General features: G+C 74.8%; 15 protein-coding genes. 10 read left to right on the top strand and 5 right to left on the bottom strand.

The features are described 5' to 3' along the window. Positions 1–25: 25 nt before the first annotated feature. Together ACZ6SA_RS35695 and ACZ6SA_RS35690 are read right to left on the bottom strand one after the other, a co-directional pair. Complete coding sequence (locus ACZ6SA_RS35695) at positions 26–763, bottom strand: sirohydrochlorin chelatase (RefSeq protein ID WP_465833178.1); 738 nt, start codon at positions 761–763, stop codon at positions 26–28. Next, entirely contained in the window at positions 760–1,911 is a 1,152-nt protein-coding gene (locus ACZ6SA_RS35690) for a uroporphyrinogen-III synthase (protein ID WP_347644621.1), read from the bottom strand. The genes ACZ6SA_RS35695 and ACZ6SA_RS35690 overlap by 4 nt, the downstream gene beginning before the upstream one ends. A 238-nt stretch (positions 1,912–2,149) precedes the next feature. Here ACZ6SA_RS35690 and ACZ6SA_RS35685 point away from each other — a divergent pair, with 238 nt between their 5' ends. Beyond that, positions 2,150–2,635 carry a peptide deformylase gene (locus tag ACZ6SA_RS35685; protein ID WP_465833176.1) on the top strand — a complete coding sequence of 162 codons (486 nt, stop codon included), beginning with the start codon at positions 2,150–2,152 and terminating at the stop codon, positions 2,633–2,635. Here the strand turns inward: ACZ6SA_RS35685 and ACZ6SA_RS35680 are convergent. Genes ACZ6SA_RS35680 through ACZ6SA_RS35670 form a run of 3 tightly spaced genes read right to left on the bottom strand, consistent with a single transcriptional unit; the run spans position 2,571 to position 4,418 of the window. Next, positions 2,571–2,879, bottom strand: a complete 309-nt coding sequence (locus ACZ6SA_RS35680; RefSeq protein WP_465833174.1) for a WhiB family transcriptional regulator — start codon at positions 2,877–2,879, stop codon at positions 2,571–2,573. The two genes, ACZ6SA_RS35685 and ACZ6SA_RS35680, sit on opposite strands and share 65 nt — an antisense overlap. A gap of 28 nt (positions 2,880–2,907) precedes the next feature. Beyond that, positions 2,908–3,828, bottom strand: a complete 921-nt coding sequence (locus ACZ6SA_RS35675) for a glycosyltransferase (RefSeq protein ID WP_347644623.1) — start codon at positions 3,826–3,828, stop codon at positions 2,908–2,910. Then, a complete protein-coding gene (locus ACZ6SA_RS35670) occupies positions 3,825–4,418 on the bottom strand; it encodes a D-glycero-alpha-D-manno-heptose-1,7-bisphosphate 7-phosphatase (protein WP_347644624.1) in 594 nt (197 codons plus the stop codon). Before ACZ6SA_RS35670 ends, ACZ6SA_RS35675 begins: the two co-directional genes overlap by 4 nt. Positions 4,419–4,588: 170 nt before the next feature. On the opposite strand from ACZ6SA_RS35670, the gene ACZ6SA_RS35665 reads away from it, so the two are divergent. From ACZ6SA_RS35665 to ACZ6SA_RS35625, 9 genes are read left to right on the top strand one after another with little or no spacing between them, the layout of a single operon-like run. After that, positions 4,589–6,232, top strand: coding sequence for a carbamoyltransferase family protein (locus tag ACZ6SA_RS35665; RefSeq protein ID WP_465833171.1), 1,644 nt, complete (start codon positions 4,589–4,591; stop codon positions 6,230–6,232). Next, a complete protein-coding gene (locus ACZ6SA_RS35660) occupies positions 6,229–7,260 on the top strand; it encodes a glycosyltransferase family 2 protein (RefSeq protein ID WP_465833169.1) in 1,032 nt (343 codons plus the stop codon). The genes ACZ6SA_RS35665 and ACZ6SA_RS35660 overlap by 4 nt, the downstream gene beginning before the upstream one ends. Then, the gene (locus tag ACZ6SA_RS35655; protein ID WP_465833167.1) at positions 7,257–8,528 is read left to right on the top strand and encodes a glycosyltransferase family 9 protein; all 1,272 of its coding nucleotides are present in this window, start codon (positions 7,257–7,259) and stop codon (positions 8,526–8,528) included. The genes ACZ6SA_RS35660 and ACZ6SA_RS35655 overlap by 4 nt, the downstream gene beginning before the upstream one ends. Beyond that, positions 8,525–9,712, top strand: coding sequence for a glycosyltransferase (locus ACZ6SA_RS35650; protein ID WP_465833165.1), 1,188 nt, complete (start codon positions 8,525–8,527; stop codon positions 9,710–9,712). Before ACZ6SA_RS35655 ends, ACZ6SA_RS35650 begins: the two co-directional genes overlap by 4 nt. Positions 9,713–9,714: 2 nt before the next feature. Further along, positions 9,715–10,263 (top strand): D-sedoheptulose-7-phosphate isomerase, encoded by a 549-nt coding sequence (locus tag ACZ6SA_RS35645; RefSeq protein ID WP_347644629.1) that lies wholly within the window; start codon positions 9,715–9,717, stop codon positions 10,261–10,263. After that, positions 10,260–11,594, top strand: coding sequence for a PfkB family carbohydrate kinase (locus ACZ6SA_RS35640; RefSeq protein ID WP_347644630.1), 1,335 nt, complete (start codon positions 10,260–10,262; stop codon positions 11,592–11,594). Before ACZ6SA_RS35645 ends, ACZ6SA_RS35640 begins: the two co-directional genes overlap by 4 nt. Beyond that, positions 11,591–12,265, top strand: a complete 675-nt coding sequence (locus ACZ6SA_RS35635) for an SDR family oxidoreductase (protein WP_347644631.1) — start codon at positions 11,591–11,593, stop codon at positions 12,263–12,265. Before ACZ6SA_RS35640 ends, ACZ6SA_RS35635 begins: the two co-directional genes overlap by 4 nt. Beyond that, positions 12,256–13,143 (top strand): glycosyltransferase family 9 protein, encoded by an 888-nt coding sequence (locus ACZ6SA_RS35630; RefSeq protein WP_347644632.1) that lies wholly within the window; start codon positions 12,256–12,258, stop codon positions 13,141–13,143. Before ACZ6SA_RS35635 ends, ACZ6SA_RS35630 begins: the two co-directional genes overlap by 10 nt. Continuing rightward, positions 13,140–14,102 carry a UDP-glucuronic acid decarboxylase family protein gene (locus ACZ6SA_RS35625; protein WP_347644633.1) on the top strand — a complete coding sequence of 321 codons (963 nt, stop codon included), beginning with the start codon at positions 13,140–13,142 and terminating at the stop codon, positions 14,100–14,102. Before ACZ6SA_RS35630 ends, ACZ6SA_RS35625 begins: the two co-directional genes overlap by 4 nt. Positions 14,103–14,104 lie beyond the last annotated feature (2 nt).

Below are 14,104 nucleotides of genomic sequence, written 5' to 3'. Positions count from 1 at the left end.
CCCCGCCGCCTCCCCCGGGGCGGTGTCAGGGGGTCGCGGGGCGGAGGGTCGGCCGGGCGTGCCGCTGACGGGGGTGCCGCGCCGTCGCGCGGCGGTCGCGGAGCGCCTCCTCGTAGCGGTGCCAGATCAGCGACGCCACGTCCGGGTCGGCCCCCAGCGGCTCGCTCACCGCTCCCGCCCCCGCCGCGGTCAGCCGGTCGTGGAAGAAGCCGGGCGCGAGGACGTACGACGCGATCACCACCCGGGCGGCGGAGCCGAGCCGTTCCACCGCCTCCTCCAGCGAGGGGGCGCCGGCGGAGGCGAAGGCGGCGGTGACCGGGCGCGCCAGGCGCACGCCGAGCCGGTGGGCGGCGGCGCGCACGTCGGCGAGGGCGGCCGGGTCGGAGGAGCCCGCCGCGCCGAGCACGACGGCGTCGTCCGCGCGCAGCCCGGCCCGCGCCAGCTTGCGGACGAGCGCCGACGTGAGCATCCGGTGCGGCCCCAGCCGGCCAGCCACCATCGCGTCCGGGCGGCTCCGCGCGATCACCGCGGGCAGGTCGATGTGGACGTGGTAGCCGCCGGCCAGCAGGAGCGGCACGACGACGACGGGGCCTGCGACGGCGGGGAGCACCTCGGCCAGCAGCGGCACGCTGATCTCGAGATGGCTCAGCTCGACCCGCCGGCCTGGACGCGCTCTTCTGACCGTCTCCGCCAGGGCCGCGAGGGTTCGCTGCCCCGCGGGGCTGCGCGTGCCGTGCGCGGCCAGCACGAGCGCGGGGGTCACGGCCCCGCCTCGTAGCGGCAGGCGAGCCGGTAGCCGCGCTTGACCACCGTCTCCACGATCCCGCTCGGCCCGAGGGCGCGGCGCAGCCGGGTGATGGCCATCTCCACCGCGTGCTCGGCCGATTCGCGCGCGACGCCGCCCGGCAGCACGGTACGCAGGTCGGCGCGCGACACCACGTGCCCCGGCTTGTCGGCCAGGCGCTTGAGCACCGCCATCGGGGCCGGCGGCAGGGGCCGCAGTTCGCCGTCGACGACCACGGCGTGGCCGCGGATCTCCAGCTGGTGATCGCCGGCCACGAGCTTGGCGACGCCGTGTTCCGGCAGGTGCCTGGCCAGGGCGCGGGCCAGGGCGCCGAGCCGCGATCGATCCGGCTGCAGCGTGGGCACGCCGCGCGAGTCCAGCGGGCCCGCGGTCACGGGCCCCACGCAGGCGGCCACCACGGGCCCGCTGAAGGCGGACAGCAGCGCGTCCTCCAGCCCCTCGGAGCGGGCCATGCCGAGCATGGCGTGCACGGCGGGGGCGCTGGTGAAGGCGACGGCGTCCACCGAGCCGGAGACCGTCTGGCTGATGAGCCGGCGCAGCGGCGAGGCGTCGCGGTACGGCAGCCACCGGTAGACCGGGATCTCGATCACCTCGGCCCCCGCCGCGCGCAGGCCGGCCACGAACCCGGTGAGCGGCTCCCCGTGCTGCTGCACCGCGATGCGCCGCCCTCTCAGGTCCTGGGCCAGCAGGTACTCCTTGATCTCGTCGCACGATTCGGTGGCGGGTGTCCAGTGGTCGTTCAGCCCGGCCGCCCGCACCGCTCCCCTGGCCTTGGGCCCGCGCGTCAGCAGGCGCGCCCTGGACAGGTGCTCGCCCAGGTCGGTGGAGAGCCCCCAGCCTTCCGCGGCGGCCATCCAGCCGCGGAAGCCGACGCCGGTGGTGACCACCACGTCGTCGAGCGGCCCCCGCAGGCTGTGCCGGGTCGCGGCGAGCAGGTCGGCGTCCTCGGCGAGCGGGACCAGCCTGATGGCGGGGGCGCTGACCACGCGCGCGCCGCGCCGTTCCAGCAGCGCCCCGAACTCCTCCCGCCGCCTGGTCGCGGTCACGCCGATGGTGAAGCCGGCCAGCGCGTCCGGCTCCGTCTCCGGGGACGAGCGCCCGTTCATGCGGACCGCTCCGGGCGGACAGGGATTTCTGCCCCTGTGCCCGGCCGGGCCCCGAGCACCCGGCCAGGCATCACAGGCGCGTACGACGCAAGTGAGATCACGCTCCGATCCTGCTTTCGGGTGGTTTCGCCACTGGGTCTCCTCTGTTACCGCTGTGCTACAAGGCAGGAACCTTCGCGGTTGGGGCGGCGCCGCGGAGGGAAACGTCCGTCATGACGACGGCTATCGGGGAGTGCTGGTGACGGTCCTGCCTATTCGCATGTTCGACGACCCGCTGCTCCGCGCGGTGGCGGCGCCGGTGCACGACTTCGACCGGGAGCTCAGGCGGCTGGTGAAGACGCTGACGGCCACGATGCGGGCGGGAGCCGGCCGGGCCGGCCTGGCGGCGCCGCAGGTCGGTGAGGCGGTGCGGGTGGTGGTCTACGCGTACGACGGCAAGGCGGGCCATCTGGTCAACCCGCGCCTCGAGTTGTCAGAGCGGCGCGTCACCGCTGACGAGGCGTGCCTGTCGGCGCCCGGCGTGTGGTGGCCGCTGGAACGTTCCTACATGGTCACCGCGCGTGGCCGTGACATGTTCGGCAAACCGGTGACGGTGCGGGCGCTGGGCATCCTGGCGAGGGTGTTGCAGCACGAGGTCGACCATCTCGACGGCGTGCTGTTCAGCGACCATCTCGAAGAGAGCGAGCGGGCACGGTTTCTCGCCGAGGCGCTGCCGGCGGGCTGAGGCGGGCGGCGGCGTCCGCCCTGAGCTCGCGCCGTTGTTCCGGATCGGTGCCGCCCCAGACGCCGTACGCCTGCCTGGTGCTGAGCGCGTAGTCGAGGCACGCCTCCTGTACGGGGCAGCCGCCGCAGACGTGTTTGGCCCGCTGGACCTGTGACTGGCTGGGACCTTCCTGGGAGATCGGGAAGAACAGCTCCGGGTCCAGGTCGAGGCAGGCCGCCCTGCGTGTCCAGTCGAGCATCATCATGGGGCGCGCCTACCCAGACGTCTGGCCGTCATACCTCATGGAGCAGCCGATCCCAGTCGGCGAGGAAGCGGTCGAGCCCGTACCGTGCCAGAGCCGCGGCCCTGGCGGCCTTTCCCGCCTGGCTCGCGCGCTCCGGATCGGCCACGAAATCGTGCAGCGCGCCGGCGAGCACGTGCACCTTCGTCGACAGGACGCCGGCCTCCTGCGGCACGGCCTCGACCGCCTCGGTGGCGGCCAGCGCGACCACGGGCATGCCCAGCGTCATGGCCTCGACGAGGGCGAGCCCCAGCGAGGTCCACCGGTAGGGGTGCAGGTAGACGCGCCGCCTGGCCAGCTCGGCGTGCATGACGTGCTGCGGCAGGTCCTCGTGGGTGCCGTACGGCAGCCCGTCCACCTTCATGCCGAACACGTCGAGGGGCACCCGCTCGGCGAAGCGGGGCAGCAGGTCGGTGCCGGCGACCCTGGTGCGGCGTACCGGTTCGTTGACCACGACGCCCGCTCGGGGGAGCTCGCCCGTGTACAGGTGGCCGGGGTCGGGGACTCCGTGCTCGATGACGCGCGTGCGTGCCCGGCCGTTGTCCCAGTACAGCTCGTTGAAGTGGGTGACGTGCACGAGCGTGACGTCGTTCTGGCCGGCGAGGTGGTGGCGGGTGCGGGGCACGTCGCCGGCCGGGGTGTTGTGCTCGACGTAGACGCCGGGCACGTCGCGGCCGAGCCACTCGCGGGCCAGGCCGATCTCGTGCGGGCGCTGGTAGACGACCACGTCCACGGGCTCGTGGCGCAGCCGGTCGTACGGCACCTCGCGGGCCGCGGCCGGCCAGTCGAAGGTGGCGGCGCGGCCTCTGCCGTCGGGGCCGCGGCCGGGGACGAGCGGGAGGAGGTAGTCGTGGCCGCCCCTGATGAAGGCGCTGGTCCACGAGCCGTGCACGTGCCAGATGAGGATCCTCACCAGCGGCTCCAGCCCATCGCCCTGGCCCAGGGCGCGGCGGCGGCGGGCACGGGCGCCTCGCCGACGTCGTTGAGCACGCGCTCCACGACGTCGGCCAGATCGTCGGCCACCTCGGGGGCCTCCTCGATCTCCTCCGGCAGCGTCTCCATGGTGGGGACGAGGATGCCCCTGGCCCCGGCGGCCCTGGCCGCCTCCATGTCCCTGCCGATGTCCCCCACCACCACGCAGTCGCGCGGGCTGACGTCGAGCACGGCGGCGGCCCTGATCACGAGTCCGGGCGCGGGCTTGCGGCAGGTGCAGCCGTCGGTGTCGTCGTGCACGCAGATCGCCCAGGCGTCGAACGGGCCGAGCAGCTCCTCCACCCTGGCGTTCACCTGGTCCATCTCGTCGGGCGTGACCAGTCCCTTGGCCACCCCGGACTGGTTGGTGACCACGGCCACCGGGACGTCGGCGCGCCGCAACCGGCCCAGCGCCTCGGTCGCACCCGGCATGGGCTCGACGAGACGGGGATCGCCGTTGTACGGAACGTCCCTGATCAAGGTCCCGTCCCGGTCGAACAGCACGGCGCCGGGACGTCGCTTTTCGAACACCATTCACCTCCGTCGCGTGCCCCGCAGCTACCCGGGCCCTCAACCGACAAACAACTACTTAGCGTGACAGTCTCCCGGCGCAGAGGCCCGTTTTCGCAGGTCTTCAGGTCGCCGAATGTTTGAGAGCCGCTCCTGTCGGTAGCGGTTCTCGACATCTGTGGGGAGGGGACATGAAGTTTCTCGGCATCAACGCGATCTTCCACGACCCGGCCGCCGCGCTCGTGGTCGACGGGAAGATCGTCGCCGCCGCGGAGGAGGAGCGCTTCAGCCGCCGCAAGCACGGCAAGCGGCCGCTGGCGTTCTCGGCTTGGGAGCTGCCCGAGCTGGCCGCCGCCTGGTGCCTGCGGGAGGCGGGACTCTCCCCCGAGGAGATCGACGCCGTCGCCTACTCCTACGACCCCTCGCTGGTGGTCCGGAAGCCGGAAGGCGACTGGGAGGACCTGCGCACGAGGTACGCCGTGCGCGCGCCCGCGTTCCTGTCCACCGCGCTGCCGGGCCTGGACCCCGGCCAGGTCACCTATGTGCCGCACCACGTGGCGCACGCCGCGTCCGCGGGGCTCGCCTCACGGTGGTCGACGCCGGGGCGGGACTGCGCGGTGCTGGTGTGCGACGGGCGCGGCGAGAACGTCTCCCACCTGGCCGGCCGCTACCGCGACGGCGAGCTGGAGGTGCTGGCCGCGCAGGAGCTGCCGCACTCGCTCGGCCTCATGTACGAGGACGTCACGGAACACCTCGGGTTCCTGCGCTCCAGCGACGAGTACAAGGTCATGGCGATGGCCTCCTACGGCCGGCCCCGACACCTGGCCGCGCTGCGCGAGGTGATCTACACGACCGGGGACGGCGGCTTCCGCGTCGAGCCGGTCGACTGGGGCGGCTACGCCAAGGCGCTGCGCAGGGGCGCGGCCTGGACCTCCGACCACGCCGACCTGGCCGCCAGCGTGCAGGCGCGGCTGGAGGAGGTGCTGCTGGAGCTGGTGCGCTGGCTGCACGAGCGGACCGGCGAGCGGCGGCTGGCGCTGGCCGGCGGGGTGGCGCTGAACTGCGTGGCCAACACCCGGCTGCTGGACGAGGGACCGTTCGAGGAGGTCTGGGTCCAGCCGGCGGCGGGCGACTCCGGCACCGCGCTGGGCGGCGCGCTGCACCTGGCGCACGCGTACGGCGAGCCGGCCGCGCCCATGCACGGCACGGCGCTCGGGCGCGGCTTCACCGACGAGGAACTGGGCGCCTGGCTGGACGTGGCGCGCGTGCCGCACACCCGGCCCGCCGACCTGGCCGCCGCGGTGGCGGCCGAGCTGGCCGCCGACCGGATCGTGGCCTGGTTCCAGGGGCGGTCGGAGTACGGGCCGCGCGCGCTCGGCCACCGGTCGCTGCTGGCCCACCCGGGTCACGCGCGCAACACGGAGCGGCTGAACGACGTCAAGGGGCGCGAGCAGTTCCGGCCGGTCGCGCCGATGGTGCTGGAGTCGCGGGCGGCGCAGATCTTCGGACGGGGGCCGGTGCCCTCGCCGTACATGTTGTTCGTGCACGACGTGGACCCCGGCTGGGCGCCGCGCATCCCCGCGGTCGTGCACGTGGACGGGACGGCGCGCATCCAGACGGTCTCGCCGGGCGCCGACCCGCTGTTGGCGCGGGTGCTGAGCGAGTTCGAGGCGCGGACGGGGCTGCCCGTGGTGGTCAACACGAGCCTGAACACCGCGGGGCGGCCCATGGTCGACGATCCCAGGGACGCGCTGGAGTGCTTCGGGTCGTCGCCGGTGGACGTGCTCGCGCTCGGGCCGTACCTGGTGCGGCGCGGGGAGGTGTTCGCCTCGTGATCACCGTGGTGATCCCCACCATCGGGCGCGCCACGCTCCTGGACACGCTGGCCGCTGTGGGCCCCGGCATGCCGGTGATCGTGGTCGACGACAGGGCGGCGCCGGGCGGCGCCGCCGGGGTCGTGGAGTCGCTTCCCGGCCGGGTGCGGGTCGTCCGCTCCTCCGGGAGGGGGCCCGCCGCGGCGCGCAACGCGGGGTGGCGGGCGGCGGAGACGCCGTGGGTGGTGTTCCTCGACGACGACGTGATCCCCGGGCCCGGGTGGGCGGAGGCGGTCTGGAAGGACCTCGTGGATCTGCCCGAGGACGTGGCCGGCAGCCAGGGGCGGATCGTGGTGCCGCTGCCTGGCGGGCGGCGGCCCTCCGACGGCGAGCGGCACACCGCCGGGCTCTCCGGCGCGCTGTGGGTGACCGCCGACATGGCCTACCGGCGCCCGGTGCTGGAGTCCGCCGGGGGGTTCGACGAACGTTTTCCCCGGGCGTACCGGGAGGACGCCGACCTCGCGCTGCGGGTGACGCGGGCGGGGCACCGGCTGGTGCGCGGGCAGCGGGTGACGACCCATCCGGTGCGCGACGACGGGTTCTGGGCGAGCGTGCGCTTCCAGCGGGGCAACGCCGACGACGCGCTCATGCGGCGCCTGCACGGGCCGGGGTGGCGGACCGCCATCGGCGGCGGTCCCGGCCGTCTGCGCCTGCACGCCGCCACCACGGCGGCCGCGCTCGCGGCGGCGGCCCTGGGGGCGGCCGCCCTGCGCGGCAGGAATACGGCCGACCGCAGGGCCGGCCGCAGAGGCTTTCCCGGCGTGCCGGCTATCGGCGCGGGACCGGCTCGCGACCGTTGCGATCGGTGGCGGGCGGCGGGGGCGGCGGCGCTCGTCTGGGGAGCCCTGGCCGCGGAGTTCGCGTGGCGCCGGATCGCGCCGGGGCCGCGTACCCCGGCCGAGGTGGTGCGGATGGCCGTCACCAGCGTGGTGATCCCGCCGGTCGCCTGCGTGCACCGGCTGCGAGGGGAATGGAGGGCACGGCGATGAGCGCTCGCTGGGCGGAAACCGTGTCGTGCGGCTCGAACCCGTGCCGGACAGCAGGCGCGCCGGAGGGCGCGCCCCCGCGCGCGCCCGCCCGCACCGGCAGGCCCGGTGGCGGCCGGCGCGGGGGCACCGGGCGGCGCGCGGGCACGGGCCGGCGCGCGGAGCGGGGCGGGATCGGGCGCAACCGGGCTGTCCACGACAGATCCGGGCAGGTCCCGGCCGAGCAGGGAGAGCCGGTGCGAAGCGGCGCGGGCCGGGGGCGGGTGCTCGTGGCACGCCTGGACGACGCGGGTGACGTGCTGCTCGCGGGACCCGCCGTCAGGGCCGTGCGGACGCTGGCCGCCGAGGTGGTCTTCCTGGCGGGCCCGAACGGCAGAGCGGCCGCCGAGCTCCTGCCGGGCGTGGACCAGGTGATCGAGTGGCACGCCCCGTGGATCGACCACACCCCGTCGCCGGTCAGCAGGAACGACGTCGCCGGCCTCGTCGGCCGGTTGCGCGGCGTGGACGAGGCGGTGGTGCTGACGTCGTTCCACCAGTCGGCGCTGCCGCTGGCCCTGCTGCTGAGACTGGCGGGCGTGCGCAGGATCACCGCCATCAGCAACGACTATCCCGGCTCGCTGCTGGACGTCAGGCACGTCGTGGACGAGAGCGTCGACGTGCCGGAGGCGGAGCGGATGCTGGCCGTCGCCGCGGCGGCCGGGTTCCTGCTGCCGCCGGGCGATGACGGAAAACTCGCTGTTCGGCGGCCATTGCCGGATATTTCGGGACTTCTGGGGAACGCGTCCGGCGCTGACAAGCGCACGTACGTCGTGGTCCACCCCGGAACCTCGGCCCCCGCCCGCACCTGGCCCGCCGGCCAGCACCGGCAGGCGGTACGGGAGCTGGCCGGGGACGGGCACCAGGTCGTCGTGACCGGAACAGAACGTGATCTCACCGCCCACGTGGCCGGAGACGTCGCCGTCGACCTGGGCGGGATGACCACGCTCGCCGAACTGGCCGCCGTGATCGAGCACGCGGGCGTGCTGGTGGCCGGCAACACCGGCCCCGCCCACCTGGCCGCGGCCGTCGGCACCCCGGTCGTGAGCCTGTTCGCCCCCGTCGTCCCCGTGGCCCGGTGGGCCCCGTACGGCGTGCCCACGGTGGTGCTCGGCGACCAGCAGGCGCCCTGCCGGGACAGCAGGGCGCGCACCTGCCCGGTGCCCGGGCACCCATGCCTGTCCCAGGTGACCAGCGAGCAGGTGGTCAAGGCAGTGAGGGAGCTGACGCAGTGAAGGTGGATCTCATCTCCGAGCACGCGGACCCGCTGGCCGCGGTGGGCGGCGTGGATTCCGGCGGCCAGAACGTGCACGTCGCCGCGCTGGCCGTGGCGCTGGCCGAGCGCGGGCACACGGTGGTCGTCCACACCCGGCGCACCCGCGGCTCGCAGCCCGCCTCGCTGACCATGGCGCCGGGCGTCACCGTCGAGTACGTCCCCGCCGGCCCCGCGGCCCAGGTCCCCAAGGACGAGCTTCCTCCGTACATGCCGGAGTTCACCGAGCGGCTGGCCGTCCGGTTGGCCACGCGCCCGCCGGACATCGTGCACGCCCACTTCTGGATGAGCGGGCAGGCGGCCCTTCAGGCGGCCGCCGGCGTGCCGGTGGTGCAGACGTTCCACGCGCTCGGCACCGTCAAGCGCCGCTGGCAGGGCGGGGCGGACACCAGCCCCGCGCACCGGATCGCCACCGAGCGCGAGATCGCCAAGCGGGCCGACGCCGTGCTCGCGACCTGCACCGACGAGGTGCACGAGCTGCGCGCGATGGGCGTGCCCGAGCAGCGGGTCGCGGTCGTGCCCTGCGGGGTGGACCTGACCGCGTTCTGCCCGGAAGGCCCGGCCGCGCCACGCGCCGAGGGCAGCCTGGTGCTGAGCATCGGCAGGATGGTGCCGCGCAAGGGTGTCGACACCATCGTCAGGGCGATGCGCGGGGTGCCCGGCGCCGACCTGGTGATCGCCGGCGGGGGCCGGGACGACGCGGAGGCGCGACGGCTGCGCGAGCTGGCCGGGGCGTACGGGCTGGACCACCGCGTCCACGTGATCGGCAGCGTGCCGCGCTCGCACGTGCCGGCGCTGATGCGCTCGGCCGACGTCGTGGTCACGGTGCCGTGGTACGAGCCGTTCGGCATGGTGCCGGTGGAGGCGATGGCGTGCGGCGTTCCCGTCGTGGCCTCGGCGGTCGGCGGCCACCTGGACACGGTCGCGGGCGCGGGCGTGCTGGTGCCGCCGCGCCGCCCGCGCGCCCTGGCCAGGGTGCTGCGCGAGGTGCTCGGCGACCCGGGCAGGCGGGCGGAGCTGGGCGCGGCGGGGGCGCGCCGGGCCCGCGAGAGGTACGGCTGGGCCCGCGTGGCCGAGCGCACGGAGGCCGTGTACGCGCAGGTCATCGACGGCAAGGTCGGCCATCTGGCGGCCCTGGGGGGTTGATCATGGATGCTCATCTGGAGAAGTTGTGGAACACGCTGGAGAAGGTCGACGACCACGCGGTCGCCGTCCGGGCCTGGGGTGGGAAGCTGGCCGGCGTGCTGTCCGCGGGGGGCAGGCTGCTGGCCTGCGGCAACGGCGGCTCGGCCGCGGAGGCCCAGCATCTGACGGCCGAGCTGGTCGGCAGGTTCCGGCACGACCGGCGCCCGTACGCGGCGATCCCGCTGCACGCCGACGGCTCGGCGCTGACGGCGATCGCGAACGACTTCGGCCACGAGGAGGTCTACGCCCGCCAGGTGCTGGCCCACGGCCGCGCGGGCGACGTGCTGATCTGCCTGTCCACCAGCGGCCGCAGCCCCAACGTGCTGGCCGCGGCCGCGGCGGCGCAGGACAGCGGGATCGTCGCCTGGGCCATGACCGGCCCCGCCCCCAACCCGCTGGCCATCCTGTGCGACGAGGCGGTCGCGGTGCCGGCGGAGGAGACGGCGACCGTACAGGAGGTGCACCTCGCGCTGATCCACCTGCTGTGCGACGCGGTGGAGGAGGCGCTGTGAGAGGGCCGCTCGTCGTCATCGGCGACTCGCTGCTGGACGTGGACGTCGAAGGCGACACGGAGCGGCTCTGCCCTGACGCGCCGGTCCCCGTGGTCGACGTGGCCGCCGAACAGGCCCGCCCGGGCGGGGCGGGCCTGGCGGCGCTGCTGGCCGCCCGCGACGGCGCCGACGTCGTGCTGATCACCGCGATGGGCGACGACCCCGACGGCCACCGCCTGTGCGGGCTGCTGTCCGAGGAGCTCGATCTGGTACGCCTCCCGCTGCGCGGCGGCACCGTGCGCAAGACCAGGGTCAGGTCGAAGGGCCAGACGCTGGTCAGGCTGGACACCGGCGACGGCGCCGCCAGGTACGCCCCCAGCGAGGAGGCGGCGCAGGCGATCCTCCAGGCGGGCGCGGTGCTGGTGTCCGACTACGGCAGGGGTGTGGCCAGGATGGCCCGCGGGCTGCTGCGCGACGTCGCCGTTCCGGTGGTGTGGGACCCGCATCCCCGGGGCGAACGGCCCATGCCCGGCTGCGCGCTGGTGACCCCGAGCGAGGCGGAGGCGCGGCTGCTGTGCCCCGACGGCTATCACGGACCGGACCAGGCGGCCCGCTGCCTGGTGAGGGCCATCCAGGCCAGGGCGGTGGCCGTCACGACCGGCGAGCGGGGCGCCGCGCTGGCCGTGGAGGGCGGCCCGCTGACGGCGGTGCCGCCGCCGGTGCGCGCCGCCGGGCAGGACGCGTGCGGGGCGGGCGACCGGTTCGCCGCCACCGCGGCGCTCGCGCTGCGCGACGGCACCGACGTGCAGGACGCGGTGACGATCGGCGTCGGCGAGGCCTCGCGGTTCGTCGAGCGCGGCGGCGCGGCCACCGTCAAGGTCCGCGAGCAGCGGCTCGGCGACCGGCCGCGCACGGCGCTGGAGGTGGCCGAGCTCACCCGCGCCCAGGGCGGCCGGCTGATCGCGACGGGCGGCTGCTTCGACCTGCTGCACGCGGGGCACGTGAGCCTGCTGCGGCGGGCCAGGGCCCTCGGCGACGCGCTCGTCGTCTGCGTCAACTCCGACGACTCGGTACGCCGGCTGAAGGGCCCGCCGAGGCCGATCGTGGACGCGCGCGACCGGGTCGAGGTGCTCAGGGCGCTCAGTTGCGTGGACGCCGTGCTGGTGTTCGACGAGGACACCCCGGCGGCCGCCATCGAGCGGCTGCGGCCCGACGTGTGGGTCAAGGGCGGCGACTACACGGGGGAGATCCTGCCCGAAACCGAGGTCCTCGGCAGGCTCGGCGCGGAGACCGTCGTGCTGAGCACGCTGCCGGGGCGTTCGACCACCGATCTGATCAAGGAGATCCAGTGAACATTCTCATCACCGGGGGAGCATCCGGGCTCGGGCTGGCCACCGCCGAGGCCGTGGAGAAGGAGGGCTGGCAGGCGCTGGTCGTCGACGTCCGAGCGCCCGACCAGCGGTTCCAGCACGTCACGGCCGACCTGGCCGACCGGGGCGAGGCCGAGCGCGCCGTACGCGAGCTGGCCGAGCGGGCCGGCGGCCTGGACGGCGTGGTGACGGCCGCGGGCATCGACGCGTGCGGGCGCCTGGAGGACGTTCCCGCCGACGACTGGGAGCGGGTCGTCCGGGTGAACCTGCTCGGCACGGCCTCCGTCGTACGGGCTGCGCTGCCGTATCTCAAGCACACCCGCGGCACGGTCGTCACCTGCGCGTCGACGCTGGGTCTTCGGCCGCTGAGCGACGCGTCGGCGTACTCGGCGTCGAAGTTCGGCGTGGTCGGCTTCACCAGGGCGCTGGCGACCGAGCTGCGCGGGGAGGTCGGGGTGACCCTGCTGATCCCCGGCGGCATGCGTACGAGCTTCTTCGACGGCCGTCCCGAGCAGTACAAGCCGGGACCCGAGGCCGGGCTGAACGATCCGGCCCACGTCGCCCAGTCCATCGTCTTCGCGCTGCGGCAGCCGGCCGGATGCGAGGTGAGAGAGCTCGTCGTCTGCCCGTCCACGGAGACGTCATGGCCCTAGATCTCCTGGTGCTCCGCGGGCTCGGCCTGGGCGACCTGCTCACGGCCGTGCCCGCGCTGCGGGCGCTGCGGCAGGCGTTCCCCCGGCACCGGATCACGCTGGCGGCGCCGCGGGCGCTGGACGCCCTGCCGCCGCTGACCGGGGCGGTGGACGAGCAGGTGGACGTGTCGGGGCCGGGGCCGATCCCCATGGACAGGGTGCCGTTCGAGCGCCCCGACATCGCGGTGAACCTCCACGGCAAGGGCCCGCAGAGCATCGAGGCGCTGCGGCGGACCGGTCCCGGCCGGCTGATCAGCTTCGGCACGGGTCCGGCGTACCCGGACGGCGTGCACGAGGTGCGGCGCTGGTGCGGGCTGCTGGAATGGCACGGCATCGCCACCGACCCCGCCGACCTGACGTTCGGCGTCTCCGACCGTACGGGGCCCGCGATCGTGCACCCGGGCGCCGCCTACCCCGCCCGGCGCTGGCCGCCGGAACGTTTCGCGGAGGTCGCCGCCGCGCTGGACGACGTGGTCGTCACGGGGAACGCCGAGGAGACGCCGCTGGCCAGGCGGGTCGCCGAGCTGGCGGGGCTGCCGCCTGAGCGGGTGCTGGCCGGGCGGACCACCATGGCCGACCTGGTCGACCTGGTCAGCCGGTCGCGGCTGGTGGTGTGCGGCGACACCGGGGTCGCGCACCTGGCGACGGCGTTCTGCGTCCCGTCGGTGGTGCTGTTCGGGCCGGTCTCCCCCGCCCTGTGGGGGCCGCCGCCCGGCTGGCGCCACGTGGCCCTGTGGGCCGGGCGGAACGGGGACCCGCACGGCGAGCGGCCGGATCCCGGCCTGTTGAAGATCGAAGTTTCCGAAGTCGTCGACGCTGCCTTGGAGGTCACGTCATGAGGGCTCTGGTCACGGGGGGCGCAGGCTTCCTCGGTTCGTACCTGTGCGAGCGGCTGCTGGACGAGGGTGCGGAGGTGGTCTGCATGGACAGCTTCCTCACCGGCGGGCCGCGCAATGTCGAGCATCTGATGGACCGGCCGGAGTTCCGGCTGATCGAGTGCGACCTGACCGGATACGTGCACGTGCCCGACCGGCTGGACCTCGTGCTGCACTTCGCCTCGGCCGCCTCGCCGGCCGACTACCTGCGCTACCCGATCGAGACCCTGCGGGTGGGCAGCGCCGGCACGCTGCACGCGCTGGGGCTTGCCAGGGAGAAGGGCGCCAGGTTCGTGCTGGCCTCCACCAGCGAGGTGTACGGCGACCCGCTGGAGCATCCGCAGCGCGAGACGTACTGGGGCAACGTGAACCCGGTCGGCCCGCGCAGCGTCTACGACGAGGCCAAGCGCTTCGCCGAGTCGCTGACGACCGCCTACCGCCACTCGCGCGGCACCGACACCGGGATCGTGCGCATCTTCAACACCTACGGGCCCCGCATGCGCCCGTTCGACGGCCGGGCCATCCCGACGTTCATCAGGCAGGCGCTGAAGGGCGAGCCGATCACGATCACCGGGGACGGCTCCCAGACGCGCTCGGTCTGCTACGTGGACGACACCGTGTCGGGCATCCTCGCGATGGCCCGCAGCCACTTCGGCGGCCCGGTCAACATCGGCAACCCGGACGAGCTGACCATGCTGGAGCTGGCCACGATGATCAAGGAGCTGGCCGGGTCGTCGTCGGAGATCGTCTTCATCGACCGTCCCGCCGACGATCCCCGGGTCAGGCGGCCCGACACGTCGCTGGCTGCCGAGCAGCTCGGCTGGCGGGCGCGGGTGCCGGCGGCCGAAGGGCTCGGGCGCACGATCGAGTGGTTCACCGCCGAGCTGGCCTCGATGGACCAGCTCGAACAGCTCCAGGTCTGATC

The sequence above is a fragment of the Nonomuraea sp. NPDC049378 genome (assembly GCF_055586745.1).
This window is presented reverse-complemented; position numbering and strand designations above follow the sequence as displayed.

What these genes read in the sequence shown, in the direction of transcription:
- ACZ6SA_RS35690 (WP_347644621.1), bottom strand. Translation starts at nt 1,911, where the DNA reads ATGAACGGGCGCTCGTCCCCGGAGACGGAGCCGGACGCGCTGGCCGGC.
- ACZ6SA_RS35625 (WP_347644633.1), top strand. Translation starts at nt 13,140, where the DNA reads ATGAGGGCTCTGGTCACGGGGGGCGCAGGCTTCCTCGGTTCGTACCTG.
- ACZ6SA_RS35665 (WP_465833171.1), top strand. Translation starts at nt 4,589, where the DNA reads ATGAAGTTTCTCGGCATCAACGCGATCTTCCACGACCCGGCCGCCGCG.
- ACZ6SA_RS35655 (WP_465833167.1), top strand. Translation starts at nt 7,257, where the DNA reads ATGAGCGCTCGCTGGGCGGAAACCGTGTCGTGCGGCTCGAACCCGTGC.
- ACZ6SA_RS35630 (WP_347644632.1), top strand. Translation starts at nt 12,256, where the DNA reads ATGGCCCTAGATCTCCTGGTGCTCCGCGGGCTCGGCCTGGGCGACCTG.
- ACZ6SA_RS35680 (WP_465833174.1), bottom strand. Translation starts at nt 2,879, where the DNA reads ATGATGATGCTCGACTGGACACGCAGGGCGGCCTGCCTCGACCTGGAC.
- ACZ6SA_RS35645 (WP_347644629.1), top strand. Translation starts at nt 9,715, where the DNA reads ATGGATGCTCATCTGGAGAAGTTGTGGAACACGCTGGAGAAGGTCGAC.